The 26,539-nt window shown below is 70.2% G+C and carries 26 protein-coding genes and 1 pseudogene; 5 read left to right on the top strand and 22 right to left on the bottom strand.

The window, feature by feature from the left end:
- Positions 1-433: 433 nt before the first annotated feature.
- Complete coding sequence (locus QP939_RS23815; RefSeq protein ID WP_285459030.1) at positions 434-847, bottom strand: PH domain-containing protein; 414 nt, start codon at positions 845-847, stop codon at positions 434-436.
- A 103-nt stretch (positions 848-950) separates the two neighbouring features.
- On the bottom strand, positions 951-1,430 hold the full coding sequence (locus QP939_RS23810; protein WP_285459029.1) for a hypothetical protein: 480 nt from the start codon (positions 1,428-1,430) through the stop codon (positions 951-953).
- A gap of 76 nt (positions 1,431-1,506) precedes the next feature.
- Between QP939_RS23810 and QP939_RS23805 the strand changes: the two genes are divergently transcribed.
- Together QP939_RS23805 and QP939_RS23800 are read left to right on the top strand one after the other, a co-directional pair.
- The gene (locus tag QP939_RS23805; protein WP_285459028.1) at positions 1,507-2,133 is read left to right on the top strand and encodes a LysE family translocator; all 627 of its coding nucleotides are present in this window, start codon (positions 1,507-1,509) and stop codon (positions 2,131-2,133) included.
- Complete coding sequence (locus tag QP939_RS23800) at positions 2,133-2,756, top strand: LysE family translocator (protein WP_285459027.1); 624 nt, start codon at positions 2,133-2,135, stop codon at positions 2,754-2,756. Before QP939_RS23805 ends, QP939_RS23800 begins: the two co-directional genes overlap by 1 nt.
- Positions 2,757-2,763: 7 nt before the next feature.
- On the opposite strand, the gene QP939_RS23795 is transcribed toward QP939_RS23800, so the two are convergent.
- The 3 genes from QP939_RS23795 to QP939_RS23785 are packed head-to-tail and all read right to left on the bottom strand — an operon-like array spanning position 2,764 to position 5,178.
- Positions 2,764-3,951, bottom strand: a complete 1,188-nt coding sequence (locus tag QP939_RS23795; protein WP_285459026.1) for an alpha/beta hydrolase family protein — start codon at positions 3,949-3,951, stop codon at positions 2,764-2,766.
- Complete coding sequence (locus QP939_RS23790) at positions 3,948-4,766, bottom strand: NAD(P)H-binding protein (protein WP_285459025.1); 819 nt, start codon at positions 4,764-4,766, stop codon at positions 3,948-3,950. The genes QP939_RS23795 and QP939_RS23790 overlap by 4 nt, the downstream gene beginning before the upstream one ends.
- Entirely contained in the window at positions 4,759-5,178 is a 420-nt protein-coding gene (locus QP939_RS23785; RefSeq protein ID WP_285459024.1) for a nuclear transport factor 2 family protein, read from the bottom strand. Before QP939_RS23785 ends, QP939_RS23790 begins: the two co-directional genes overlap by 8 nt.
- Positions 5,179-5,270: 92 nt before the next feature.
- On the opposite strand from QP939_RS23785, the gene QP939_RS23780 reads away from it, so the two are divergent.
- Positions 5,271-5,864 (top strand): TetR/AcrR family transcriptional regulator, encoded by a 594-nt coding sequence (locus QP939_RS23780; RefSeq protein ID WP_285459023.1) that lies wholly within the window; start codon positions 5,271-5,273, stop codon positions 5,862-5,864.
- A 1-nt stretch (position 5,865) separates the two neighbouring features.
- Here the strand turns inward: QP939_RS23780 and murA are convergent, their stop codons facing one another.
- A complete protein-coding gene (gene murA, locus QP939_RS23775) occupies positions 5,866-7,140 on the bottom strand; it encodes a UDP-N-acetylglucosamine 1-carboxyvinyltransferase (RefSeq protein WP_285459022.1) in 1,275 nt (424 codons plus the stop codon).
- Positions 7,141-7,201: 61 nt separating this feature from the next.
- Between murA and QP939_RS23770 the strand changes: the two genes are divergently transcribed.
- Positions 7,202-7,777 (top strand): cob(I)yrinic acid a,c-diamide adenosyltransferase, encoded by a 576-nt coding sequence (locus tag QP939_RS23770; RefSeq protein ID WP_285459021.1) that lies wholly within the window; start codon positions 7,202-7,204, stop codon positions 7,775-7,777.
- Between the two features lie 54 nt (positions 7,778-7,831).
- Here the strand turns inward: QP939_RS23770 and aroA are convergent, their stop codons facing one another.
- From aroA to QP939_RS23700, 14 genes and pseudogenes are all read right to left on the bottom strand, one after another.
- Positions 7,832-9,070, bottom strand: coding sequence for a 3-phosphoshikimate 1-carboxyvinyltransferase (aroA, locus tag QP939_RS23765; RefSeq protein ID WP_285459020.1), 1,239 nt, complete (start codon positions 9,068-9,070; stop codon positions 7,832-7,834).
- A gap of 9 nt (positions 9,071-9,079) precedes the next feature.
- A complete protein-coding gene (locus tag QP939_RS23760) occupies positions 9,080-9,400 on the bottom strand; it encodes a putative quinol monooxygenase (protein ID WP_285459019.1) in 321 nt (106 codons plus the stop codon).
- Positions 9,401-9,452: 52 nt separating this feature from the next.
- Positions 9,453-9,887, bottom strand: a complete 435-nt coding sequence (locus QP939_RS23755; RefSeq protein WP_285459018.1) for a DUF2550 domain-containing protein — start codon at positions 9,885-9,887, stop codon at positions 9,453-9,455.
- Positions 9,888-9,912: 25 nt separating this feature from the next.
- The gene (locus tag QP939_RS23750; RefSeq protein ID WP_003102658.1) at positions 9,913-10,278 is read right to left on the bottom strand and encodes a F0F1 ATP synthase subunit epsilon; all 366 of its coding nucleotides are present in this window, start codon (positions 10,276-10,278) and stop codon (positions 9,913-9,915) included.
- Positions 10,279-10,392: 114 nt separating this feature from the next.
- Positions 10,393-11,821, bottom strand: a pseudogene (atpD, locus tag QP939_RS23745) (F0F1 ATP synthase subunit beta).
- Complete coding sequence (locus QP939_RS23740; RefSeq protein ID WP_285459017.1) at positions 11,821-12,759, bottom strand: F0F1 ATP synthase subunit gamma; 939 nt, start codon at positions 12,757-12,759, stop codon at positions 11,821-11,823. Before QP939_RS23740 ends, atpD begins: the two are co-directional and overlap by 1 nt.
- 11 nt (positions 12,760-12,770) lie before the next feature.
- Entirely contained in the window at positions 12,771-14,411 is a 1,641-nt protein-coding gene (atpA, locus tag QP939_RS23735; RefSeq protein ID WP_285459016.1) for a F0F1 ATP synthase subunit alpha, read from the bottom strand.
- Positions 14,412-14,467: 56 nt separating this feature from the next.
- The gene (locus tag QP939_RS23730) at positions 14,468-15,292 is read right to left on the bottom strand and encodes a F0F1 ATP synthase subunit delta (RefSeq protein WP_285459015.1); all 825 of its coding nucleotides are present in this window, start codon (positions 15,290-15,292) and stop codon (positions 14,468-14,470) included.
- 6 nt (positions 15,293-15,298) lie between these two features.
- Positions 15,299-15,859 (bottom strand): F0F1 ATP synthase subunit B, encoded by a 561-nt coding sequence (locus QP939_RS23725; protein WP_285459014.1) that lies wholly within the window; start codon positions 15,857-15,859, stop codon positions 15,299-15,301.
- A 29-nt stretch (positions 15,860-15,888) separates the two neighbouring features.
- The gene (locus QP939_RS23720) at positions 15,889-16,146 is read right to left on the bottom strand and encodes an ATP synthase subunit c family protein (RefSeq protein WP_043777226.1); all 258 of its coding nucleotides are present in this window, start codon (positions 16,144-16,146) and stop codon (positions 15,889-15,891) included.
- Positions 16,147-16,201: 55 nt separating this feature from the next.
- Positions 16,202-16,987, bottom strand: coding sequence for a F0F1 ATP synthase subunit A (atpB, locus tag QP939_RS23715; RefSeq protein ID WP_285459013.1), 786 nt, complete (start codon positions 16,985-16,987; stop codon positions 16,202-16,204).
- 511 nt (positions 16,988-17,498) lie between these two features.
- A complete protein-coding gene (locus QP939_RS23710; RefSeq protein WP_285459012.1) occupies positions 17,499-17,942 on the bottom strand; it encodes a Cg1360 family ATP-synthase-associated protein in 444 nt (147 codons plus the stop codon).
- 238 nt (positions 17,943-18,180) lie between these two features.
- On the bottom strand, positions 18,181-19,338 hold the full coding sequence (locus QP939_RS23705) for a glycosyltransferase family 4 protein (RefSeq protein WP_285459011.1): 1,158 nt from the start codon (positions 19,336-19,338) through the stop codon (positions 18,181-18,183).
- A gap of 74 nt (positions 19,339-19,412) precedes the next feature.
- Complete coding sequence (locus QP939_RS23700) at positions 19,413-20,063, bottom strand: L-threonylcarbamoyladenylate synthase (RefSeq protein ID WP_285459010.1); 651 nt, start codon at positions 20,061-20,063, stop codon at positions 19,413-19,415.
- 370 nt (positions 20,064-20,433) lie between these two features.
- Between QP939_RS23700 and QP939_RS23695 the strand changes: the two genes are divergently transcribed.
- Positions 20,434-22,407: a M6 family metalloprotease domain-containing protein gene (locus QP939_RS23695; RefSeq protein ID WP_285459009.1), complete on the top strand. Its 1,974-nt coding sequence runs from the start codon at positions 20,434-20,436 to the stop codon at positions 22,405-22,407.
- Between the two features lie 41 nt (positions 22,408-22,448).
- Here QP939_RS23695 and QP939_RS23690 read toward each other — a convergent pair whose 3' ends face one another.
- The gene (locus QP939_RS23690) at positions 22,449-22,790 is read right to left on the bottom strand and encodes a hypothetical protein (protein ID WP_285459008.1); all 342 of its coding nucleotides are present in this window, start codon (positions 22,788-22,790) and stop codon (positions 22,449-22,451) included.
- Positions 22,791-22,863: 73 nt separating this feature from the next.
- Positions 22,864-26,493, bottom strand: coding sequence for a hypothetical protein (locus tag QP939_RS23685; protein WP_285459007.1), 3,630 nt, complete (start codon positions 26,491-26,493; stop codon positions 22,864-22,866).
- Positions 26,494-26,539: the final 46 nt, after the last annotated feature.

Raw genomic sequence — 26,539 nt, 5'->3', positions numbered from 1 at the left:
GGGTGGTCATCCCGTCGCCTGAGGCCGAAAAAATCACTTTGAGCCAGGCCCGCAACTACCTGGTCAACGTGCAGCGAAGTACGAAAGCTTGCGGGCCTGGCTCAAAGTGATAGGCCTCAATCAGGCGACGGGATGACCACCTCGCGGCCCACCTCGAGAACGCGAGAGAACTACGAGGCCCCGGCCATCCCGGAGCCTGCCCGTCCGGCGAGGACATTCTTTTGATCTTTGAAACCCACGAAAGGGAGAACGGGCCCGACATCCCCCACCCCTCCTCGCGGAGTGCTCAGCCGCCGGTCGACCTTGTCAAGGCGGGAAAGCGTGCCTTGACAAGCTCAACCACCGACTGAAGAGCGGCGAGGACGAGGGGCGGGGGAGGTCTGGTGATGTCGCGCCTGGGTTGCGCTGCCGGCCGCCGGACCCCGCCCTGGATTCAGGCCGCCTCCGGCGGAGCCTGACGGCTCTTGGCCTCGTCGATGGCCTTGGTCAGCAGGTCACGAACCCGCTTGGGCTCACCGACACCGATCAACACCACGGCTCCCGAACCAAACGAGATGGTCCCGGTACGAGACGGACCGGGCTTGAGAACCGGAGGAGACAACCCGGCCAGCTCGCTCGACCGTTCCTTCTGCCGGAACAACCCCGACCGCGCGATGATCCGGCTGTCCGTCACGGCGTACGTCGTTCGCCCGAGCGCCAGGTACCGGACCACCGACCGGCCTATCGCGCCATAAAGACCGACGACCAGCGCCACCAGCACCACGACCATCAGGCCGCCGCTCGGCTGGTTCGCGAGCAAGTACCAGAGCGCCAGGGCGGCCACCACGAGTCCGGCGGGGGCGATCACCCCGTCCGCGGCTACGTACAACGGGCGCTGGACCGGCTCTCCCGCCCAGAGCACGCGTTCGCCCGGCTGGAAGCTCGATCTCCCCTGCTGACATGGCCGAACACTACTCTGCCGCGGTGCCCTCCGCCGAGTTCCGAGCGCGCTGTACGTGCTCGTACACCCTCTGTGGATGGTCGATCTCGCGCAGCGTGGGGCCGTCGGGGAACCTGATCGTGCCCGTGCCGTCCCCGTGCTCTTCGAGCGTTGGCTCCGGCAGGTCGCTCATCCGGTAGACGAACTCGCGGAACCGGTCGTCCTCGTCGGTGTGGACCACGATCCGTTGGTCGGTCACGAAGTACTCCACCAGTTCGGCACTTCGGCGTCGCGAGTACTCCGACCACCCGCCCGTGACGATGCCCGCCACGCCGAGCACCGCAGCCAGCGTGGACTGTCCCAGCAGCACGAACAGCACGACCGCGATGACCCAGCCGAGGGTCATGGCGCCCAGCACCGCCTTGTTCCGCGCCTCGGGCGGCTCCGGGCGCGGCGAGCACTGCCACAGCAGGTGTTCGCCGTCCTCCAGGCTGCTTCCCCCGGTACACACCGCCAAGCTACGGGACCCGCACTGTGACGGAAATCCGCGAGACCGGACCGTTGCGCGTCGGTTAGCGTGGGCAGCCGTGACGTGGAGTTCCTATGGCAGTTACCTGGTCATCGTCGTACTGATCGTGCTCGCGCCGGGGCCCGACACCATGGTGATGCTGAAGAACGCGCTCTCCGGTGGGTTCCGGGGCGGGCTGCTCGCGTCGCTCGGCATCTTCACCGGCAACGCCGTCCAGGGCAGCGCCGCCGCGCTCGGTCTCGGCGTGCTCATCGCGCAGTCACAACCCGTGTTCCTCGCGCTCAAGTGGGCCGGTGCCGCCTACCTCGTCTTCCTCGGCTTCCAAGCCCTGCGCGGTGCCTTCCGCGGGAACTACGACGTCGTCGCGGACGCGCAACGGCGGCGCGGTGGTGGCTTCCGGCGGTTCCGGGAAGGCTTCCTCTCCAACATCACCAACCCCAAGGTGCTGGTGCTGTACCTGTCCGTGCTGCCGCAGTTCCTCGACCCCGGGCGCACGACGACGTGGGACGCGCTGGCCCTCGCCTACACCGTCGCCGTGCTGGGCGTGGTGTGGCTGCTGGCGCTCCTGCTGTTCGTGCACCGGGTGCGCGCCTGGCTGGGCCGCCGCCGGGTGCGCCGCACGCTCGACGGCGTCACCGGCACCGCGCTGCTCGGCTTCGGCGCCGCACTCGCGCTGGAGTCCTGATGACCTGGAGCACCTACGCGGGGTTCGCCGGGATGATGGCGTTCCTGGCCATGATGCCGGGCCCGGACACGATGGTCGTGCTCAAGAACGCCCTCACCGGCGGTGCTCGCGGTGGCGGCTGGGCGTGCGGTGGGATCACCGTCGCGAACTTCCTGCAGGGCACTGCCGCCGCGCTCGGGCTGGGCGCGGTCATCACGCGCTACCAGCCCGTCTTCGAGACCGTGAAGTGGCTCGGCGCGGCCTACCTGGTGTTCCTGGGCATCCAGGCGCTGCGGGGCGCCTGGCGCGGCGACTACGAAGCCCTCGACGACGTCCGCCGCGCCCGCGCGTCCCGGAGCCGTCGCTTCCGCGAGGGCTTCCTGTCCAACATCACCAACCCCAAGGTGATCGTGCTGTACCTGTCGGTGCTGCCGCAGTTCCTGACGCCGTCCTCGACCTTCGGCGACTCGCTGCTGCTGGCCTACACCGTCGCTGCGCTCGGCGTGGTGTGGCAGGTGCTGTTGCTGCTGTTCGTGCACCGGGTGCGCGGGTGGCTGCAGCGCCGCCGGGTGCGCCGCGTGATGGACGGCGCGACCGGGGCGGCGCTGCTCGGCTTCGGCACGGCTTTGGCGCTCGAAGGCTGAGCCCGTCTCAGAGCGTGCGGTCCAGCCAGTCGTAGATCCGGCCGGCCGCGAGCCGCTGGGCGCCGACGTGGCAGTGCGCGTCGGCGCCTTCCTCGGCCGTGAACGTCAGCAACGTCTTGGGCGCGGTCAGGTGCGCGGCCAACCGGCGTGGCTCGGTTTCGGTCTCGCCGCCGAAGAACAGGTCGTCCGCCGCTTCGCAGACCAGCACCGGGCACTGGATCTTCTCCGCGACACCGCCTTCGAGCGTGTACTCGAGGTACTTCGCGACGAACTCGCGGTCGGTCGCCGCACCCATGACGTACCGGCCGTGGTCGCACGCCCAGCGCAACGTCGAACTCGCCTCGCGGCCCGCGCGCAGCAGCGCGTCGAACTCCTCGTCGTGCTCGGCGTTCGCGCGGCGGACGATTTCCGCGCGGTCCCACGGCAGGAACGACGTCACCGCGGCACCCGCGTCGTACACGCCGTCGACCGCGACGACCGCCGCCAGGCGGGGTTCGAACGCCGCCGCGCGCGGGGCCAGCTCGCCACCCAGGCTGACCCCGAGCAGCGCGACTCGCCCCGGGTCGACGCCGTCGAGCCCGAGCACGAAGTCCACCACCGGCGTGACGACGTGCTCCCAGTCCGGCCGGAACACGATCCCGCGCCGGATCGCGCTCGGCTGGCCGGGACCGTCGAACGTCAGCACGTGGTAGCCGCGCTCGGCGGCGGCACCGGCGCCCATGAAGTGCAGTTCCTCGGCGCTGCCGTCGAACCCGCTGTGCATGATCACCATCGGCTTCGGCCCGTCGCCCGGCGCGCGGTAGAGGTAGCCGTGCAGAACGGTGTCCTTGTAAGGGATTTCGACCGGCTCGGCGACCCCGGCGCGCCGGAAGCACTCGACGCTGCGGTCGTACGACGCGTCGATCCGCGGGTCCGCCGGGTCGCCGTGCAGGAAGAACCCGGCCGAGAAGTAGTACGTCGACGCGCGCAGCAGCAGGTCGCGCGCCGTCACGGGGCCCGCGTCGGCGGCTTCGGCGTAGAGCCGGTCGGCCATGCCGCGGTAGGCGTCGTGCCAGCTCTCGTAGTCGCCCGCCTTCACGGTCGAGGCCGCGGCGAGGACTTCGCCGAAGTCCGAGCCGCCGTAGGCCGCGTGGCCGAACAGGCGCAGGGTTTCGAACCAGAACTGCGGGTCCTCGGTGAACATGAGCTGCTTCATCGGATTTCCTCCTGCACGAAGGTCGCGAAGGGACGGGCGGGGCGTCCGGCGACCCGCTCGACGGTCTCGGTGACGCGGTCCTCGGCGCCGTGCCGGATGTCCTCGTCGAGCGCGGCGAGGACGGCGGCGAAGTCCGCGGGGATCCCGGCCGTGGTCAGCCGGGCGGCGAACTCGGCGGTGCCGACGGCCCGGTGCCGCACCGGTTTCTTGAGATGCGCGGCGACGATCGCCGCGGCTTCGGCGTAGCTCAGCGCGGACGGCCCGGTCAGGACGTGTTCGGTGTTGTGCGGTTCGGGGTCGGTCAGCGCGCGGACGGCGACCGCCGCGATGTCGCCCGCATCGACGAACGCGACCCGGGCGTCCCCGGTGGCCGTGACGATCTCGCCGTCCCGGACACCGCGAGCGACCAGGTGCTCGCCGGTGAAGTTCTGCATGAACCACGACGGCTTGAGCACCGCCCACTCCGGCGCGGTGCGCACCAGCCGCTGCAGCGCGCCCAGCCCCGGTGTGTCCGGGGTGACGGCCGACGAGCTGAGCAGGACGACCCGGCGGACGCCCGCGGCCAGCGCGTCTTCGAGGAACGGCGTGACCAGCCGCGCGGGCTCGGCCTCGCCGATCGGGGCCAGCAGGTACACGGCCGAGACGCCGTCGAGCGCGTCGACGTGAGTGGTGCGGTTGGCCCAGTCGAACCGCACCTGCCCCGGCTCACCCGGCTTGCGCGTCGCGGCCCGGGCGGTGACCCCGCGCGCCCGCAGTCCCGCGACGACCCGGCAGCCGGTGGTTCCGGTGCCGCCGAGCACGAGGACGTCATGCACTGAAGGCCGCCGTCAGCTCGTCGACGCCGCCTAGGACCTCGGCCGCGGCGAGCGGGCTCCAGTAGTCGCGGTAGTGGCGGATTTCGCCGTTCTCGACGGTGATCGCAGCGACGTACGACAGCTCGTACGGCTTCCCCGTGGCGACGACGACCCCGGCGACGGTGAACTCGGCGACGACCACGGCGGGGTCGGTCGTCTCGTGCACGGTCTTGGCCGTGACTTCGCGGATGTCGAGCAGGTTCGGGTAGTCGCGCAGGTACTCGCGGATGGCGTCACGGCCCTCGACGCGCCGCGGGTAGCCGGGACCGGCGAACGGGAACTCGAGGACGCCGTCCGGCGCCCAGAGACCGGCGAACCCGGCCATGTCGTGCTTCAGCAAGAGATCGAGCGCGTGGTCGACGAAGTCGCGCATCGCTGCCTCCTCAACGTTTGGACGAGACGGTACCGTCCCGACGTCACTGTAGACGGGACGATACCGTTCCGTCCACCCGCTAGACTGCCCCCATGGCACGCACCCCGACCGGCGCCGCGGTCCTCCAGCCGGAAGTCACGCAGGCGATCACGGACGCCGTCCTGCACGAACTCGCCGAACAGGGCTCCGGCAGGTTGTCGATGGAAGCCGTCGCGAAACGCGCCGGGGTCGGCAAGAGCGCGCTCTACCGGCGCTGGAAGTCGAAAGACGACATGATCTCCGCGGTGGTCACCGAGTTCAGCGTGTCGCGAGCGGTCCTCGAAGACACCGGCTCACTGCGCGGCGACCTGCGCGCGACGCTGCAGGCGGTGTACGACTGGCTGACCGACCCGCTGTTCTCGCGGATCCTGCCGGACCTGGTCGCGGAGGACGCGCGGAACCCCGACCGCGGCCGGCGCACGCGCGAGAACATCGGCGGGCCGCGGCGAGAGGTCGCGGAAGTGATGCTGCGCCGCGCGATGGCGCGCGGCGAACTGCCCGCGGACCTCGACCTCGAGATGGCGATGGACGTCCTCGCGGCACCGATCTACTGGCGGCTGGTCGTCCGCCAGGCACCGGCGGAGCCGGACTACCTGGACCGGCTGACCGAGTTCGCCCTGCGCGCACTGGGCGCGCAGGGCGGCTGACTCACTTGCGCTCGGGGTCCCCGGCCACGCGCTTGATGTTCGCACCCAGGCGGTTGAGGTTCTCGACGAAGTGCGGGTAGCCACGGTCGATGTGGAACACGTCCCAGACCTCGGTGACGCCGTCCGCGCACAGGCCCGCCAGCACCAGGCCCGCGCCCGCGCGGATGTCCGACGCCCAGACCGGCGCGCTCGACAGCTTCTCGACGCCGCGGACCACCGCGTGGTGGCCGTCCGTGCGCGCGTCGCCCGAGAGCCGGACCATCTCCTCGATGAACCGGAACCGCGCCTCGTAGACGTTCTCCGTGATCATCGACGTGCCTTCGGACACCGCCGAGAGCGCCACCGCGAACGGCTGCAGGTCGGTCGCGAAACCCGGGTACGGCAGCGTCACCCAGTCGACCGCCTTCGGGCGCTCCGGCTGGACCACGCGGAAACCCTTGTCGTCGAACGTCGTGACGTCCGCGCCGGCCAGCTCCAGCTTGTTCAGCACCAGGTCGAGGTGGTGCGGGTTGACGCCGCGGACGGTGATGTCACCGCGCGTCATCGACGCCGCGAACGCCCAGGTCGCCCCCACGATCCGGTCGCCGATCACGCTGTGGGTGGTCGGGTGGAGCTTCTCGACGCCGTGCACCGTGAGCGTCGACGTCCCCGCGCCCTCGATCTTCGCGCCCATCTCGGTGAGCATCGTGCAGATGTCGGCGATCTCCGGCTCGCGCGCGGCGTTGTCGATCACCGTCGTGCCCTCGGCCAGCACGGCCGCCATCAGGATGTTCTCGGTCGCGCCGACGCTCGGGAAGTCCAGCCAGATCTGCGCGCCGACCAGCGTCTCGGCCTTCGCGACGACGCAGCCGTGCTCGATCGTGCTCGTCGCGCCCAGCTTGCGCAGGCCGTTCTGGTGCATGTCCAGGGGGCGCGAGCCGATCGCGTCGCCGCCCGGCAGTGCCACGACGGCCTGCTTCAGCCGGCCGACCAGCGGCCCCAGCACGCAGACGGACGCGCGCAGCTTGCCCATCGCCGCCGAGTCCGCGCGGTGCGACAGCTCGGCCGGCGTGGTGATGGTGGCGGTGTCGCCCTCGATGACGACCTCGCAGCCGACGCTCCGCAGCACGTCGCCCATCAACGGGACGTCGAGGATCTGCGGGCAGTTCGTGATGGTCGTGGTCCCCTCCGCGAGGAGGGCGGCGGCCATCAGCTTCAGCACGCTGTTCTTCGCGCCGACCACGTCGACCTCGCCGACCAGCCGGGCTCCGCCATGCACGTCGAAGTGCTCGCTCATGGCCGCCAATCATGCCCTCTCGCCCGGATTCGGCCCGGGCGGGGGCCGCTATGGTGGGTTCATGGTCGTTCGCATCAACCGCGTCTACACGAAGGTCGGCGACAACGGCACGACCGCGCTCGGCGACGGCTCGCGCGTGCCGAAAACGTCCGCCCGCCTGGGCGCGTACGCGGACACCGACGAGACGAACTCGGTGCTCGGGCTGGCGATCGCGGTCGGGCAGCTGACCGATGAGGTCGCGGACGTCCTGCGCACGGTGCAGAACGATCTCTTCGACGTCGGCGCCGACCTCTGCCTGCCGATTTCCGACGACCCGCCGTACCCGCCGCTGCGGATCACCGAGAAGTACGTCGAGCGGCTCGAAGGCTGGTGCGACGAGTTCAACGAGCGCCTGCCGAAGCTGACGTCGTTCATCCTGCCGGGGGGCACGCCGGGTGCGGCGTTCCTGCACCAGGCGCGCACGGTGGCACGCCGGGCGGAGCGCAGCGCGTGGGCCCTCTACGAAGCGGAGCCGGAGGCGACGAACCCGATCGCGGTGAAGTACCTGAACCGGCTGTCGGACCTGCTGTTCATCCTCGCCCGGCTGGCCAACCCCGAGGGTGACGTGCTCTGGCAGCCGGGCGGGCAGCCTCAGTAAGCCCCGGCGCAAGTTGTCGTGAGTGTTTAGGGCGGTTCTAACCGCCCTGAACACTCACGAGGCCCACTGCTCACGCAAGTCGGCGAGTGCCTGGTGGAAGCCGGGGAACGTCTTCTTCACGCACTCCGGGTCGTCCAGCGTGATCCCGTCCGTGCGCAGGCCCGTGATGCTGAACGCCATCGCGATCCGGTGGTCGCGGTGGCACTTGACCAGGGCTCCCGTGGGCGTGCCGGGCTGGATCTCGATCCAGTCGCGGCCCGTCTCGACCTCGATACCCAGCGCGCGCAGGTTCTCCTCGCACGCGGCCAGCCGGTCGCTCTCCTTGATGCGCGTGTTGTACACGTCCTCGATGCGCACCGGCCCGGACGCGAACGGCGCGATCGCCGCCAGCGTCGGGACCGTGTCGGAGATGTCGCGCATGTTCACCGTGACGCCGCGCAGGCCGTCCGACGGGCCGGCGACCGTCACCGAGTCCGGCGTCAGCTCCACGTGCGCGCCCATCTCCCGCAGCACGTCCGCGAACCGGACGTCACCCTGCAGGGCGTCCGAGCCGAGGCCCGGGATGGTCACGGTGCGGCCGGTGACCGCCGCCGCGGCGAGGAAGTAGCTGGCCGTCGACGCGTCGGGCTCCACCGGGTAGTCGCACGCCTGGTACGGCTGCGGCGGGACGACGAACGTCTTGCCCTCGCGGCGGACGTCGACGCCGAAGCGCCGCATCATTTCGAGGGTGATCTCGACGTACGGCACCGACACGAGGTCGGTCACCGTGATCCGCAGCCCCTCCGCGGTCAGCGGCCCGACCAGCAGCAACGCCGTCAGGAACTGCGACGACAGCCCGGCGTCGAGGGTCAGCTCGCCGCCCTTGATGCCGTTCGCGCGGACCGTCAGCGGGTGGTGGCCCGGCTCGCCGTGGAACGTCAGGTCGACGCCCAGCTCCTGGAGGGCGTCGGTCAGCGGCCCGAGCGGGCGGCGGCGCATCTGGTCGGAGGCGTCGAAGTGGAACGTGCCGGTGCCGGCCGCGGCCAGCGCGGGCAGGAACCGGGCCGTCGTCGCGCCGTCGCGGCAGAAGACGTCGGCTTCGGCCACTCCCGGCCCCGACGGGCGGCCCTCGATGGTCCAGGCGCCCGGCTGCCGGGCGACCCGGTAGCCGAGCTTGACCAGGCCCTCGGCGAAGCCCTCGGTGTCGTCCGAGTGCAGCGGACGGCCGAGGGTGGTGGTGCCGTGCGCGGCGGCGGCCAGGAACAGGCCGCGGGCGGTGACGGACTTGGAGCCGGGGATCTCGACGAGGGTCACACGGCGAGTTTAGTGCGGCTGGATCTCGGCCATCGGGCCCCAGTCGGAGGCGTCCTGGACGTTGATGATCCGCGGGGTGCCGCTGATGTAGGCACCCAGGTTCTCGACCGCCCACTTGAAGTGGTCCGAGCCGACGTGCGCGACCGCGGCGTCCTGGCCGTCGAAGCCCTCGACCAGCACGTACGTGTTCTTGTCCTCGAGGCTGCGGGACCACTCGAAGAACCGGTTCCCGGCTTCGGCGCGCGTGTTCTTGGTGTAGTCCGCGACGATGTCCGGCCAGTTTTCCGCGTGCTCCGGCTTGACCGGGAACTTGACCACGATGAAGATCATGCGCCCCACCGTAGGCCAAAACCGCGGTCGTGGCTGTCTCGGTTTGAGACAGTCAGGAAGCGCGCGGGAGACGTCGCCCGGGCGGGGCGGATTCGAGCCAGGAGAGGAACCCGGTGAGCGCGCCGGGGCCCATGGCGATCTCGATCGCCTCCTGGGTCTCGGACTCGCAGCGCAGCACGGTCGAGCCCTCGGGCACCGCGTAGGCCTCGCTGCCGGACGGGTCGCGCCGGTCGGCGATCTGCATGCTTTCCCGCTGGAAGACGCGGTCCGGGCCGGTCCGCAGGCTCCACACGCGGTACCAGACGAACTCGTCGCCCTCGTAGCGGCCCAGCCCCAGGTGCCAGCTGGACCGCGCGTTGTCCGGACGCCACCGCAGCGCGACGCTCACGCCCCCGCCGCGGCGCATCCGGATCCACCGCTGGCCGTACCAGGCGGCCAGCACGGCGAGCACGATCAGGAGCCCGACTACGACCACGGTGATCTTCACGGCCCGGCTCCTGCCCGTCTCGCGCTCAGGCCGACTGACCCGCTGCGCGGAGCTGGGCCGAAGCCCTCGCCCGCTCGGTCTCGTCGTCCCCGGTCAGGGCCGCCTTCGCCGCTTCCACGTCGATCTCGTCGGAAAGCTCGGCGCTCTCGGCGAGGATGCTCACCCCGGTGCCGGTCACGGAGAGGAAACCCCCGTGCACGGCCGCGCAGACCGTCTCGCCGTCGGTGGTCGTCACCTTGACCACGCCACCCTCGACGAGCTGCCCGAGCACGGGTTCGTGGCCGGCCATGATGCCGATCTCGCCCTCGGTGGTCTGGGCCACCACGAAAGTGGCGGTACCCGACCAGAGACGGCGCTCGACGGCCACCAGCTCCACGGACATCTCAGCCACGTAGCACTCCTTAACTCGGGGTGTTGCCACCGAGTGTAATAGGTCTGTCTGAAGCTATGAGAACGGCGGGGGCCCGAGTCCACATAGGACACTGCCCCCGCCGCGCTCAGGACGTCACTTCTTGGTGATTTCCTTGTACTTCTTCTCGAGGTCCTCGAGACCACCGATACCCAGGAACGCCTGCTCCGGGTAGTGGTCGAAGTCACCCTTGGTGATGCGGTCGAACGACTCGATCGTCTCCGACAGCGGCACCGTCGAGCCCGGGATCTGCGTGAACGCCTCGGCGACCAGCATGTTCTGCGACAGGAACCGCTCGATGCGGCGCGCGCGCTGAACGGTCAGCTTGTCCTCTTCCGAGAGCTCGTCCATACCGAGGATCGCGATGATGTCCTGCAGCTCCTTGTACTTCTGCAGGATCCGGATGACCTCGGAGGCCACGCGGTAGTGGTCCTCACCGACGATGGCCGGGTCGAGGATCGTCGACGTCGACGCCAGCGGGTCCACCGCCGGGAAGATGCCCTTCTGGAACACCGACCGGGAGAAGCTCGGTGGTGGCGTCCAGGTGGGCGAACGTCGTCGCCGGGGCCGGGTCGGTGTAGTCGTCCGCGGGGACGTAGATCGCCTGCATCGAGGTGATCGACCGGCCACGGGTCGAGGTGATCCGCTCCTGCAGCTGACCCATCTCGTCGGCCAGCGTCGGCTGGTAACCCACCGCGGACGGCATGCGGCCCAGCAGGGTCGACACCTCGGAACCCGCCTGGGTGAACCGGAAGATGTTGTCGATGAACAGCAGCACGTCCTGGTTCTGGACGTCGCGGAAGTACTCCGCCATGGTCAGCGCCGACAGGGCGACGCGCATACGCGTGCCCGGCGGCTCGTCCATCTGCCCGAACACGAGGGCGGTGTCGTTGATGACGCCGTCCTCGGACATCTCCAGGAAGAGGTCGTTGCCCTCGCGGGTGCGCTCGCCGACACCGGCGAACACCGAGGTACCACCGAAGTTCCGGGCGACGCGGGTGATCATCTCCTTGATGAGCACCGTCTTGCCGACGCCGGCACCGCCGAACAGGCCGATCTTGCCACCCTGGACGTACGGGGTGAGCAGGTCGACGACCTTGAGGCCGGTCTCCAGCATCTCCGTCTTGCCCTCGAGCTGGTCGAAGGACGGCGGGTTGCGGTGGATGCCCCAGCGCTCGAGGTCCTCGCCGTAGCCGGGCTCGTCGAGGCACTCGCCGAGGGCGTTGTAGACGTGGCCCTTGACCTTGTCGCCGACCGGGACCGTGATCGGGCCGCCGGTGTCGGTGACCTCGGCGCCGCGCACCAGACCGTCCTGCGGCTGCAGGGAGATGGTGCGGACGAGGTTGTCACCCAGGTGGCTGGCGACCTCGAGGGTCACCGTCTTGCGCAGCTGCTCGAACTCGATGTCGACCTTGAGCGCGTTGAACTGCTCGGGAACGGAACCGCGCGGGAACTCGACGTCGACGACCGGCCCGGTCACCGAGACGATGCGCCCCTTGGCGCGCGGGGCTTCAGTACTGGTCATCAGTCATCACTTCCTGCTGCGGTGAGCGCGTTCGCCCCACCGACGATTTCGGAGATCTCCTGGGTGATCTGCGCCTGGCGGGCCTGGTTCGCCTCCCGCGTCAGCGTGTTCACCAGCTCGTTCGCGTTGTCCGACGCCGCCTTCATCGCGGTCCGGCGGGCGGCCAGCTCGGACGCCGCGGACTCGAGGAGGGCCGCGTAGAGCCGCGTGTTGATGTACTTCGGCAGGAGCGCGGCCAGCAGCTTGTCGGCACTCGGCTCGAACTCGTAGCTGGGGAGCAGCCCGGCGGGCTTCTCCTCTTCGCCCTCGGAGTACTCGACCTCGAGCGGCGCGACGCGCTTGGCGACCGGACGCTGGGTCAGCATCGACACGAACTCGGTGTAGACGACGTGGATCTCGTCGACACCCGTGACGCCGTCGGCGTTGCCGTGCTCGTCGTCCGCGCCCAGCATGAACGACTCGACCAGCGCCTCGCCGGCGGCGACCGCATCGGTGTAGGACGGCTGGTCGGAGAAGCCCGTCCAGCTGTCCTCGACCGGGCGGTTGCGGAACCGGTAGTAGTTCAGCCCCTTGTTGCCGGTGACGTAGACCTGCGGCTCCTTGCCCTCCTCGCGGAGGAGGGCAAGGAGCTCTTCGGTCGCGCGCAGCACGTTGGAGTTGTACCCACCGCACTGGCCCTTGTCACTGGTCACGACCAGGACGGCGGCCCGCTTCGGGTTCGGGCGCTCGACCAGCATCGGGTGGTCGAGGTTGGCCGCCGCACCGGCCAGCGCCGAGAGCACCTTGGTGATCTCGTCCGCGTACGGCCGGGAAGCGGCGACCTTCGCCCGCGCCTTGGTGATGCGCGCGGTGGCGATGAGCTCCATCGCCTTGGTGATCTTGCCGATCGACTTGGTCGCCTTGATGCGCGACCGGAGTTCCCGGAGTTGTGCGGCCATGAGCTATCAGCTCACTTCTTCGGGGCGGGCTTGTTGACCTTGACGGTCTCGTGCCCGACCTTGTCGGCGTCCATCGCGTCGGCGTCCGCCTCGAGCAGGGCCTTGCCCTCCGAGGTGGTGAACTCCTTCTTGAACTCGTTCACCGCGTCGACCACGCCGGTGCGGGCCTCCTCGGAGAACTTGCCCGTCTCGCGGATGCCGTTGAGCAGGTCGGCGTGCTTGCGGCGGGCCGAGTCGAGGAACTCGTGGTTGAACCGGCGCACGTCCTCGGTCGGGACCGAGTCGTAGTGCCCGTTCGTGCCCAGGTACACCGTGAGCACCTGCTCCTCGACCGGGATCGGCGAGTACTGCGGCTGCTTGAGCACCTCGTACAGCCGGGCACCGCGCTCGAGCTGCGCCTTCGACGCGTCGTCGAGGTCCGAGGCGAAGGCGGCGAACGCCTCCAGCTCGCGGTACTGCGACAGGTCGATGCGGAGCGAGCCCGCGACGTCCTTCATCGCCTTGACCTGCGCTGCACCACCCACGCGGGACACCGAGATGCCCACGTCGATGGCCGGGCGCTGACCGGCGTTGAACAGGTCCGACTGGAAGAAGCACTGGCCGTCGGTGATCGAGATGACGTTCGTCGGGATGTAGGCCGACACGTCGTTGGCCTTGGTCTCGATGATCGGCAGCCCGGTCAGCGAGCCGGCACCCAGCTCGTCCGACAGCTTCGCGCAGCGCTCCAGCAGGCGGGAGTGCAAGTAGAAGACGTCGCCGGGGAACGCCTCGCGGCCCGGCGGGCGGCGCAGCAGCAGCGAGATCGCGCGGTAGGCGTCGGCCTGCTTGGTCAGGTCGTCGAACACGATGAGGACGTGCTTGCCCTCGTACATCCAGTGCTGGCCGATGGCCGAGCCGGTGTACGGCGCGATCCACTTGAAGCCGGCCGAGTCGGACGCGGGGGCCGCGACGATGGTGGTGTACTCCAGCGCGCCGGCGTCCTCGAGGGACTTCTTCACGGCGGCGATCGTGGAGCCCTTCTGGCCGACCGCGACGTAGATGCAGCGGACCTGCTGCTTCGGGTCGCCGGTCTCCCAGTTCGCCTTCTGGTTGATGATCGTGTCCACGGCGACGGCGGTCTTGCCCGTCTTGCGGTCACCGATGATCAGCTGGCGCTGGCCGCGGCCGATCGGCGTCATCGCGTCGATGGCGGTGATGCCGGTCTGCAGCGGCTCCGACACCGGCTGGCGCTCGACCACCGAGGCGGCCTTCAGCTCCAGGGCGCGGCGGGTGGTGGTCTCGATGTCGCCGAGGCCGTCGATCGCCTGGCCCAGCGGGTTGACGACGCGGCCGAGGTAGCCGTCGCCGACCGGCACCGAGAGGACCTGGCCGGTGCGCTTGACCTGCTGGCCCTCCTCGATGCTCTCGAAGTCACCGAGGATCGCGGCACCGATGGAGCGCGCGTCCAGGTTCAGCGCGACGCCCAGGACGCCGCCGGGGAACTCGAGCAGCTCGTTGGCCATGGCCGAGGGCAGGCCCTCGACGTGGGCGATGCCGTCACCGGCGTCCACCACGATGCCAACTTCTTCCCGGCTCACGTCCGGGGCGTAACTCGAGACGTAGTTCTCGATCGCGCTACGGATCTCATCCGAGGAGATCGTCAGCTCGGCCATGTCTTTCCCGCTCTCGCTTCGTTCTTGCCAGTATGCAAAGTCTTGTGTGACCTGGGCTATGCCCGGGCCAGCCGCCTGCGCAGCGCCGCCAGCTGACCCGCCGCGCTCCCGTCGATGACCTCGTCGCCGACGCGGACGACGAGCCCGCCGCCGAGCCGGGGGTCGACCTCGACGTGCAGCGCCATCGGCCGCCCGTAGATGTCGTCGAGCTTCGCGCCCAGCTGGGCGGTCTGCTCGTCAGTCAGGGCGTTCGCGCTGGTCACGTACGCGACCGAGCGCTCGCGGCGTTCCGCGGCCAGCTTGACCAGCTTGTCGAGGCCGACGCCGACGCCGCGGCCCTTGGCCCGGCGCACGACCTGCTCGACGAGGGTCTCGGTGACCACGTCCACCTTGTCGGCGAACAGCCCGCGCACCAGGGTGCGCTTGGCGTCGGCGGGACCGGCCAGGTCGGAGAGCGCGGCCTCCAGTTCCGGGGCGCCGGCCACGATCCGCGCGACCTGGAACAGCTGGGACTCGACGGTGTCGACGTTCCCGGTCTTCTCGGCCGCGGTGAGCAGCGCCGAGCGGCCGAGCTCCTCGAGCCCGTCGGTCAGCTCGCGGGGGCTGGACCAGCGGCTGCCCGCCACGGCGTCGAGCACCTTCAGGGCCGGTTCGGACAGCTTGCCCTCGAACAGCCGTCGGACCAGCGCGGTGCGCGCCTCCGGCGTCGTCGAGGCGTCGCTCACCGCCCGGCGCAGGCCGATCTCCCGGTCCAGCAGGTCGACGACCGAGAGCAGCTCGTCGCCGACCGTGGCCGCGTCGGCTCCCGCGTCGGCCAGAACCTCGCCGAGGCGTTCCTCGGCGAGGCCGAGCGCTTCACGGCTCGCAGCATGCAGCGTCATCTCTGGTTACTTCCCCGCTCCGTTGGAGGCTCCGGCGGACTCCAGCTCCGCCAGGAACCGGTCGACGGTGCCGCGACGGCGCGCCTCGTCCTCGAGCGACTCGCCGACGATCCGGCTGGCCAGCTCGACGGCGTTGCGGCCCATGTCGGCCCGCAGCTCGGCGATGATCTGCGCCTTCTGGGCCTGCAGCTGGGCCTGCCCCTGGGCGACGATGCGCTGGGACTCGGCCTCCGCCTCGGCCCGCAGCTCCGCCTTGATCTGCTCGGCTTCGAGCCGGGCGTCGTCGCGGATCTTCGCGGCTTCGGACCGGGCCTCCTGCAGCTGGGCCTTGTACTTGGCCAGCGCTTCTTCGGCTTCGGCCTGGGCCTTCTCGGCCTTCTCGATGCCGCCCTCGATCTTCTGCGCACGCTCTTCGTACGCGGCCTCGAAGCGAGGGACGACGTACTTCTTGAGGATGAACAGCAGGATCAGGAAGGCGACGATGCCGAGGATCAGCTCCGAGATGTCGGGGATGATCGGGTTGTGCGTTTCACCCTCTGCGGCGAGGACCAAGGCACTGTTCAGCACGGCGTCTCCTTAAGCGAGATGAGTTTGACTCAGCCTGCGGAGGCGATGAAGTAGATGACGATGCCGATCAGGGCCAGAACCTCGGTCAGAACGAAGGTCGAGAAGCCGATGCCCTGCAGCTTGCCCTGCGCCTCCGGCTGACGCGCGGTGCCGTTGATGACGGCGGCGAAGATCAGACCCACACCGATGCCCGGGCCGATCGCGCCCAGGCCGTACCCGATGGCCGCGAGGCCCGGGTTGATGTTGACAGCCTGCTCGGCGGCCTGAGCCAGAACGATGTTGCTCACGTGCGTTTCCCTTCACTTCGGTCCACGCGCTCGCGTGGATCGGGGGCTTGTGTTCTCAGTGCTCCGACGCCAGCGCGGCGCCGATGTACCCAGCTGACAGCAGGGCGAAGATGTAGGCCTGCAGCACCTGGATGAAGGCCTCGAGGAAGGTCATCCCGATGGCGAAGATCCACGCCACCAGCGAAACCGGCTTCAGCGCCCAGCTCGACGTCTCGGTCAGCAGGAACGTGCCGCCGAGGGTGAACACCGCCAGGATCAGGTGACCCGCGAACATGGCGGCGAAAACACGGATGGCGAGCGTGAGCGGGTTGAGGAAGAACTTCTCCGCGAACTCGATCAGCGCGAACAGCGGCAGCACCGGACCCGGGACACCCGGGGGCGCGAGCTCTTTCTTGAAGTAGCCCGCGAAGCCGTGCCGCTTGAACCCGACGAAGTGGTACACCGGGTAGACGACGAGGACCGACAGCGCGAGCGGGAAGCCGAAGCGCGCCATGGTCGGGAACTGCAGGACCGGGATGATCCCGTAGAGGTTGTTCACCAGAACGAAGGTGAACAACGCGAAAACGAGCGGCACGAACGGCTTGAAGTCCTTGGAGCCGATCTGCTCGCGAGCGATGTTGTTGCGGCTGAAGTCGTAGATCGACTCGGCGACGAACTGCCCCCTGCCCGGGACGACCTTGAGCTTGCGGGTCGCCAGCAGGAAGTAGCCCGCGATGATGACAACCGAAAGCACGACGAGCAGCATCGGCTTGGTGACGTTGCCGAACAGCGCCGGCAACTCGAAGCTTTCGGCGCCGGGCGGCGCGAATACCGCACCCTCGGCCAAAACCAGCGCGCCCACTGGGCTCCTTCCGGTTCTCCCGGCCGGCGTTCACTCCGCCGGGGGAATCGTCACGATCTGGACTTAACGTACCCGATACGTATCGGGACGTCGGAGGCGGCTACCCCACCGTCCGCAGAACACGCCTTCACGTTCTGCACACGGGGTTCTCACGCGTGGACTGCCCTGCGGTCTACTTCGGACCAGCGGCGGAAGAGGCGGAACTACACGGTCGCCACACTGCTGATCGCGGTTCGTCTGAGGGAGCGCGCGGTCGAGGCCGCCACCCTTGACGCGGACCATACCAGCAGGTCAATCAGTGCCGTACAGGCGTACTCCATACCAACCGATCAGCCCAGGACTTAGGTCCCGGGTGGTCCCGGGACCCAGGTCCGGGGCCGGACGGGACCGGTCGCGGAACAGCCCAGTTGAGAGGTCCCGGAGGCGACGGCGCAGTGGTCCCGGTCACACCCGGCCGGACGCGGGCCGATTCACCGTGAGTAACGGAAGTCCGACGCGAATCGGACAGCCGTCAGGACGGGATGATCGTCGGGATCTTGGTCTTGCGGAAGGCGGCGAACTCGGCCGCGGCGGCCACCAGGATGGCCACGATCATGGTGATGCCGAGCGACATCGGGTGCAGGGCGGTGACGCCCTTGAGCAAGGTGAGCGCCCCGAAGAGCAGCACGACCTTGACGACGTACCCGCCGAGCGCGATCACCATGACGAACATCGGGTCCTGCCCGGCGCTGAAGCGCATCAAGCCCAAAGTGGACAGCGACGCCAGCATCGCGAGCACGGCGCCGACGACCGACCCGAGGAAACCGGGCAGGCCGTTGAGGATGCTGAACAGGGCGACGCACACCACCACCGCGGGCAAGGTCACCAGCAGGGAGGCCTTCGTCATCGCGCGGGCCGCCTGCAGCACCACCTTGGCGTGCGGGTTCTCCTGGTCCTGCGGTTCGGTCTCGCTCACAGCTGGCTCCCTGCTCGGTTCAGCCACCGAGTGTAGAGACCCTGGTGAAGCGGGTGCCGAGCCCCCGCGAAACGGCGGTCCCCGGGCGGCGCGTTCTCCACCACCCCGGCTCGGCGAGGTCGCGAATGACTCATTCGCGACTTCCCAGGTCCCGAATGAGTCATTCGCGACACCGGCGTCGGGCGAGGCTTCGAAACGGTTGTCCCGGAATCAGTTCACGCGGGCGCGGCCCGTCCGCTCAAGCGCCCGGCTGGTTGCGTGCCCGCAGCCGCGGGACGATCGACACCACCACCGCGAACACCAGCCCGACCCCGATGATCCACAGCGCGGCCACGTCGTCGAACAGCGTCACCGACACCGCGCCGAACGCCAGGATCCCCGCCCACAAATAGATCAGGAGCACCGCGCGGCGCTGGGAGTGCCCGATTTCCAGCAGCCGGTGGTGGAGGTGCATCTTGTCGGCCGCGAACGGGCTCTCGCCGCGCCGGGTGCGGCGGACCACCGCCATGATCAGGTCGAGCATCGGCACGAACAGCACCGCCGCCACGACCACCAGCGGCGACAGCAACGCGATCGCGTCCTTCCCGCTGAACTGCGGGTACGGCACGCGCCCGGACGCCGACGTCGTCGCGCCCGCGAGCATCAGGCCGATCATCATCGAGCCCGAGTCGCCCATGAATATCTTCGCCGGTTGGAAGTTGTAGGGCAGGAACCCCAGACACGCCCCGGCGAGCGTGGCCGCGATCAGCGCCGGCGGGTACGTGCCGACGTCGCCGCCGGAACTGTCGAGCAGGCCGAGGGAAAACGCGCACGTCGCCGCCGCCGCGATGAAGCCGAGGCCGCCCGCCAGGCCGTCGAGGCCGTCGACGAAGTTCATCGCGTTGACCATCACCACGACCATCACCACGGTCAGCAGCGCGCCCTGGTTCTTGTCGAGCACCAGCACCGAGCCGAACGAGTCGCCCTGCCCGCCCCACGGCACCCAGAACGACACCCACTGCACGCCGAAGATCACCAGGATCCCCGCGCACATCACCTGGCCGGCCAGCTTCGTCCAGGCGTCCAGCTCGAACCGGTCGTCGAGAGCGCCGATCAGCGAGATCACCCCGGCCGCCAGCAGCACGCCGACCGAGTCGAACGAGGCGTCGAAACCGTGCGACAGCGCGGGCAGCTGGTGGGCCAGTCCCATCGCGCCGGCGACGCCGAGGTAGATGCCGACGCCGCCCATCCGCGGGATCGGCGCCACGTGCACGTCGCGCGCCCGCGGGTTGGCGATCGCGCCGACGCGGATCGCGATCCGGCGCACGACGCCGGTCAGCAGGTAGGTCACGGCCGTCGCGGTCAGCGCGACGAGGATGTATTCCCGGATCGGGAGAAGACCGGATGTGGGCGGCACGGGGGCGTCACGCTCGCGGGGTCGGGGTCACCCGCGACACGCTATCGTGCCGCGGTTCCACCCGTGATCCGGCTTCAGGCCAACGATTCCGCGGGCACACCGAGCACCTCCGCGATGGCCGCCTTGCTCACCGAACCCTCGCGCAGCACCACCGGCTCGGTGCCGGTGAGGTCCACGATGCTGGACGCGACGGGCTCACCGCTCGACCCGCCGTCGAGGTACACCGCGACCGAGTCGCCCAGCTGCTCCTGCGCTTCCTGCGCGGTGCTGGCCGGCGGCCGCCCGGAGACGTTCGCGCTCGAGACGGCCATCGGGCCGACGTCGCGCAGCAGCTCCAGCGCCACCGGGTGCAGCGGCATCCGGAGCATCACCGTGCCGCGCGCGTCGCCGAGGTTCCACTGCAGACTCGGCGCGTGCGGGAGCACGATGGACAGGTCGCCCGGCCAGAAGGCTTCGATGAGCGCGCGGGCCTGCGGGGGCACGCCGAGCACCAGGCCGTCCACAGTGGACCAGGACCCGACGAGCACGCCGACCGGCATGTCCGGGCCGCGGTTCTTGGCGCGCAGCAGCGCCTGGACGGCGCCGGCGTCGAAGGCGTCGGCACCGATGCCGTAGACCGTGTCGGTCGGCAGGACGACCAGCCTGCTCGACCGCACCGCACCCGCCGCCGCGGCCAGCCCGTCGGCCCGGGTTTCGCGCTTGCTGCAGTCGTAGACCACGCTCATGGCGCCCAAGAGTAGTCCGGCCGCCGGAGCGGGCGTTCGCCGCGTCACACCCGCTCCCGGGGGCGCCCCCCGTCTTCCACGCTACCGGCGGGCACCGACAGTTTCGGGCGCTCCCGGCGCGTGGGGCCGGAGTTGTCCACAACCTCAGCCGCGCCCGGGTGGCTCCCGAGGTCGCGAATGACTCATTCGGGACCTCCAGCGTCGCGAATGAGTCATTCGCGGCATCGCGGCGGCTGACAAACCGGCCAGACTTTCGTCGTGGGGCAAGCGGGTAGAACTCCCTTCGCGGCAGAACTGCGACAGCGCGGCTCAATACGGTCGATCACCGGGAACCACCAACCCCCGTGGGTTCCCAGCGAAGGAGCCGCAGATGCGTTCCAGAACCCCGAAAGCGCTCGCCCTGCTCGCCGCCGTCACGGTGCTGACCGGGCTCGGCGCGGGCACCGCCGCGGCCGAGCCGCTCACCCGTGGCTGGCCCGCCCCGATCGACGCCGCGCAGTGGGAGAACCAGGACCACATGACTTGGTCCGACTACAAGAAGGTGCCCGGGACGAACTGGGCCGACCCGAGCCTCAAGCCGACGCAGCGCACCTTCAAGGGCGCCGTCGTCCTCGCCGACTACCCGGACCAGGACTTCGTCGTCACGAAGCCGGCGAACTCGACGGTGTTCGGCAACCCCGCGCCCACCGCCGCGAACATCCCGCGGGCGGACGTCGCGCAGTACTACCAGGACTTCCTCAACAAGCCGATCGCCCTCAACAACGGCCACACCATCAACGAGTACTGGATGGAGGACTCCGGCGGCCGGTTCGGCGTGCAGCTGACCGCGTTCGGGCCATACCGGATGCCCGGCAAGTCCTACGAGTACGGCATGGAGTTCCAGCCGAGCGCCTGCCCGCCCGGCGCGGACTGCACCCGGGACATCCGGGCGGACGCCGGGGCGGCGTGGCGCGCCGACGTCGGCGACACCGCGAACCAGTTCGACTTCGTCTTCTACCTCTCCGCGGGCCAGGACGAGAGCTCGACCTGGCAGGAGTTCGGCGAGATGAAGTTCGGCACCAAGGAGAGCGTGCCGGACGCGTTCGGCCCGCCGAACCACGACCTGCCCAACTACGCGGCGACGCGGTACGTGCCGTGGACGTCGTGGGCGTCGGCCGCCAGCATCTGGCCGAACGCGGAGAACGGCAGCTCCGTTCAGGCCGAGAGCTCGGGCCAGTCGACCTACGCCCACGAGTTCAGCCACATCCTGGGCATCGGCGACAACTACAACAACCCGTTCGGGAACCCGCCTTCGCGCAGCTACAGCGGGCCGTGGGACATGCTGTCGCGGGGGACGTTCAACGGGCCGGGCGGCCCGCACACCCGCTGGCAGATCCCGGCGACGCAGGGCAGCTCGATGGGCGCCCAGCACCAGCTGCGCAACAAGCTGAAGCTGGGCATCGTCGACCCAGCGGACGTGCTGCAGCTGGACCGCAACGAGCTGGCGAAGACCGGCCCGGTGTCGGCCCGCATCACCGCCCGCGAGGCCGAGGCGCAGCCGGGCGCGTTCACCGGCATGAACATCAAGCTGACCGGCGGGGACATGGCGCCGAAGTGCGACCGGGCGAAGGACCCGTTCTGCGACGGCGGCGGCTACGACAACTACACGGTCGAGGTCGTCGACCGGATGGGCGCGGACTCCTTCGCCCCCGACTCCGGCGTGATGATCACCAAGACGAAGAACAAGGACAACGCGCCCTTCGACTGGGTGATCGACGCGAACCCGCAGGACATCGGCATCACCGACTACACGAAGCCGGACGGCACCCCGGTCAAGATCACCATCGGTGACTACCGGCAGCTCAACGACGCCCTGTTCAAGGCGGGCACGCGGGCGGCGAGCCCGTACGAGTACACGGACGAGGCGAACCGCCTGCGGTTCCTGATCACGGACCTGGCCCGTGACCGCCAGGGCATCCTGTCGTACACGGTCACGGTGGCGTCGCTGGACGGCTCGGGCAGCCAGGCCAGGGGCGCGGCGGTGACCCCGGCCCCGCCGTCGTTCGCCCGCGGCGGGCTCGCGACGTGCGACTTCGGGCTGCTCAACACGGGTTCGGCCCGCGGCGCGCAGGCACCGTACGACACGGACACGTACCGGCTGAGCGTGTCGACGGACGCGCGCGGCTGGGAGGTCCGGCTGCCGAACGAGCTGGCGACGGCGAAGTTCGGCGGGCACGTGAAGGTCCCGGCGTACGCGAAGCGCGGCGCGGGCGGCGACCTGACGGCCCGGGTGAAGCTGACGGCGACGTCGATCAGCGACCCGGCCAAGACGGCGACGGCGAGCTGCACGGCGTTCGGCTTCTGACACGAAGAACCGGCGGGGCCGCGGCCCCGCCGGTTCTTCGTTCAGGCCGAGGGAGCGGCTTCAGCCTCCTCGACCAGCTCGACGAGCTCGGCGACGACCCGCTGGGCCGCCTCGTCGCCCGGGAACCATTCGGCGGCCGCGGCCGTCAGCTTCTCCCGGATCACCCTCATGATCTCGGCGGCCTGATCCGCGGTGTAGCCACTCAGCGCGAAGAAGGCGTAGCCCCCCGCAACGAACTCCCGCAGGTTCGCCGCCAACGCCGGGTCCTCGACTTCGCCCGCGATGAACTGGAGCACGCGATCGAGCATGCCACGGGTGGGGTTCCAGTCGAGGAAGCCCAGATCGCGCTTGCCTGGGGGATCGACGATGAAGTCAGCGGACACCGGTCACCTCACGATGAACACGAACGGCTCGAAGGGCTTGATGTAGTCCTTGAGCCTCTGGATCTGCTCCGCGCTAAGGCCAATCGTGTCGATCGGCACGAGGTCGGCTTTGGCGAAGTAGTGCTTGAGGATGGAGCTTCTGGATGTTGCCCAGCTCCCACTGTTCGTCAAAGCCATCGACGAAGAACGGGCCCACTGCATCGTAGAACTTGCCATTGGAGCCGACCCAGTCCGGCCCCTCGTCGCGCACCGGCCAGCGGGTGAGCCGGATCCCGAACCGCTGCTCGACCATGACGGCGATGTCCATTTCGGCCTGTTTGAACTCGCCGCCTCTGGCCCAGTCCATGCCGAGCCGTCGGACCCGATCGGCCTCCGCGAGCTGCGAGGAGATCCGCGCCTCGTTAGCGAGAGCGGCCGTGAACACTTCCGACGCGGCCGACTCCTGCCGGAGGATCTGCAGTCCGATCGGGACCGTCCCGAGCCCGGCGACCGCGCCCGCGCCGAACTGCATGAACGGGAACAACGCCATGCCCTCGGGCATCGCCGAGAGCGCGAGCAGGCCGCAGATCTCGGACAGCACGCAGCCGGTGACGCCGATGTTCACGGCCAGCCCGTTGGCCAGCGCGGTCAGGTAGTCGGCCAGCTTCCCGGTGAGGTCGAGGAAGCGGTCCGCCTTGAACTCCGGCGTGGCCGCGTCCGACACGCACTCTTTGAACGAGTCGTCGTGGCCGCCGTAAATGTTTTCGCAGAAGAGCCCGCGCTCGTAGATCGTGAACACCTGGTCCTGCGGCGAAGCGGCCAAGAAGCTCAGGCAGTCCTGGTAGTCCTCCTCGTTGCCGAGGCTGCTCGTCTTGCAGTCCGCGGCGTGCTGGAAGGCGTACGCCGCCCGGTCGGCGTTGTACTTCTTGATCGCGATGTTCCGGGCGTCGTCGGCCGCGGCGATCGCTTCGTTCGCCAGCTTGCCAGCGGCGATAGCGGTGTCGTATGCCTCGCGCGCAGCTTTGAACGCCGCGCTCGCCGAGCCGGCGGCGGCGTGAGCCGACGCCGTGGCCCGCGCGGCCGAGCGGCTCGCCTGGCTCGCTGACGCCTTGGCCGCGTTGGCTGCCTGGGTCGCGGTCGCCGCCGAGTTCGCCGCGTCCTGGGCGGACTTGGCCGCCGCCTGCGCCGAGTCGTGGGCCTGCTGCGCGTAGTTCGCGGCGTCGGCGGCGGACTTCTGTGCCTGCGCCGCGTAGCCGGCCGCCTCCCCCGCGGCGCCGCGGGCCACCGCCGCGCTCCGCTGCGCCTCGGCCGCATCCTGCGTGGCCTTGGCCGCGGTCTGCGCCGCCGTGGCGAGGTAGCCACTCACTTCGGCGTCGTGCGCGGCGGCCTCCTGGTCGTGGCGGGCGGCGACGAACTTCCCGACCCGCAGGAAGTCCCGGATGAAGCCGGGCGGGCCGTCGAGCGCGGCCTGGGCCATGCCCTTGAGCTCGGGGCCGCTGCCAGCCGCGCTCATCAGCTGGTTGACCGCGATCCGCTCGTCGGTCGCCGCGGCGGTGTACTGCTTCGTTGTCAGGAACGCCCGGTATGCCGCGTCGGTGCCGGCGTCGAGCGCCTTCTGTCCGGCCGACTGGACCGCGGTCTGGTGGGCTTCCTGGGCGGCCGCCATGACCCGGTTGACGGCGAGCCGATCGTCCACGTCCCGGCCCGGGTAGTCCTGCGTGGCGAGGAACGCGCGCACGGCGTCGTCGGTGCCCGCCAGCGCGGCGTCGGCGGCCTTGGTGAAGTTCGCCGTGCCGGACTCGGAGAGCCGCCGCAGGGTGATCCGGTCGTCCTGGCCCGCGGCGATCCGCAACCCGGTCCGGACGTAGTCGGCGGCTTCGGGGTCGGTGCCGGTGAGCGCCGCCTGCGCGGCGGCCTGGCTCCACGTGCCCCCGGCATCGACCAGCCGCAGCGCGACCTGACGGCCGTTCCGGGCGGCGACGGCGTCGCTCGCGCCGGGCGCGGTCGCTTCAGCGATCAGCCGCTGCGTTTCGGCGTCCCGGGTGGCTTCCTGGGTCGCCGTCCAGTCGGCGCCGGCCTGTCGGCTCGCGACCGTGGTCTGCGCGGCCTGCGCTGCTTCATCGGCTTGTTCGACCATCGTCGCGACGCGCTCAGCTTCGGCCTGGATTGCTGCGTCGTGCACCGCCTTGGCGGTGGTGGCCGCGTCGACGGCACGCTGGGCAGCCGCGGCGGCGGCGTTGGCGTGTTCGGTGGCAACCCGTGCCGCGTCCGCGGAGTTCACGGCGTGTTCGGCGGCGTCCTCGGCTGCCGCGGCGGCGACGTCAGCGTCGGCGGCCGCGCGTTCGGCAGCTGTCTTCGAGGCGTAGGCCGCATTGGCAGCGATGGCGGCGAAGTTCTGCGCCGCACCCGCGGCCCGCGCCGCGCGCGCGGCTTGGTTGCGGGCGTTGACGGCCGCGGCCCGGGCGGCGCGGGCGTCCGCGCCGGCGCTCGAAGCGAAGTTGCCCGCATCGACGGCGGCCTGGGCGGCATCCGCGGCGTGCTGACCCGCTGCGTTCGCGGCGCCCGCGGCTTCACCTGCCTTCTTCGCGGCGTCCCCGGCGCGCAATGCGGCCGTGGCGACGTCACGCGCGTTCCGCGCCGCGTCGCGGGCGTCCAACGCGGCCTGCCGGGCCGCCGGAACGTTCTTGACGTCCAGCGCGGTGTCTGCGGCGGCGCGCTGCGCCCTGCCCGCGGCGGTGCTCGCCAGTGAGGCGGCGGTGGCGGCCCTGGCAGCAGCCGAAGCCGCGACTCGCGCGGCGGCGCTCGCCGCGTTCGCGGCCGAGACTGCTTCCTTCGCGGCCTGGGCTGCGCGGTTCGCCGCGTCCGCGGCCCGGTTCGCCGCCGCGGCCGCTTCAGCGGCGTTGCCCTGCGCCGCTTGAGTCGCCGCGGCCGCGACAACCGCAGCCTGTCGGGCCAGGTCGGCCTCCTGCACTGCGCGCTTGGCGGCGTCCTCGGCCGCCTGCGTTTCGCGCGCGGCCTCGTCGCCAGCGTCCTTGGCCGCGCTCGTCAGCTGCGCGACCGTAGCCGTCTCGAGGTCACGGGCCTGTGCGACGTCCCATTCGGAGTCGAGGAAGCGGTTCAGCGCCTCGAGGGAGCCGTCGTCCAACGCGACCTGAGCCGCGCGGCGCACCTCCGGCCCGCCCGCGGCGGCCAGCTGGTTGACACGCAGCCGCTGATCGGTCCGGTACGGCTCCTGCCAACCGGACTTCAGGAACGTCTGCAGTGCTTCGGGCGTGGCGGTGTCCAAGGCGGTCTGCGCGGCGGCGCGGACCTGCGGGCCGCCGGCGGCGTAGACCTGGTTGACCTGGACGCGCCGGTCGGTTTCCCACGGGTTGCGCCACCCCGAGTCGAGAAACGTGCGCAAGGCGCCGGCATCGGTCGAGTCGAGCGCGGCCTGCGCCGCGTTCTGGACACCGGGGCCACCGGCGGCCAGTATCTGGTTGACGTTGACGCGGTCGTCGACTGCGGCAGCGGCGCGTAAGCCGTCGGCCAGGAAGGTCGCGACGTCGGTGTCGGAGCCGGTGAGTGCTCGGGCCGCGGCGGCCTTGACCTGGGTGCCGGCGGTCCGCCAGATCGCGAGTACCTGGGCACGGGCGTTGACGCTCCGCGGAGCCGGCGACGGCGCTGGGTCGGCGTGTGCTGCGGGCACCGCGAGTGTGCTCGCCAAAGTGGCTGCGGCCACCACGGACGCCCACGTTCTCAGTCTTCTACGCATGACGAAAGACCCCCTC

The sequence above is a fragment of the Amycolatopsis nalaikhensis genome, assembly GCF_030264295.1.
GTDB lineage: Bacteria > Actinomycetota > Actinomycetes > Mycobacteriales > Pseudonocardiaceae > Amycolatopsis > Amycolatopsis nalaikhensis.
This window is presented reverse-complemented; position numbering and strand designations above follow the sequence as displayed.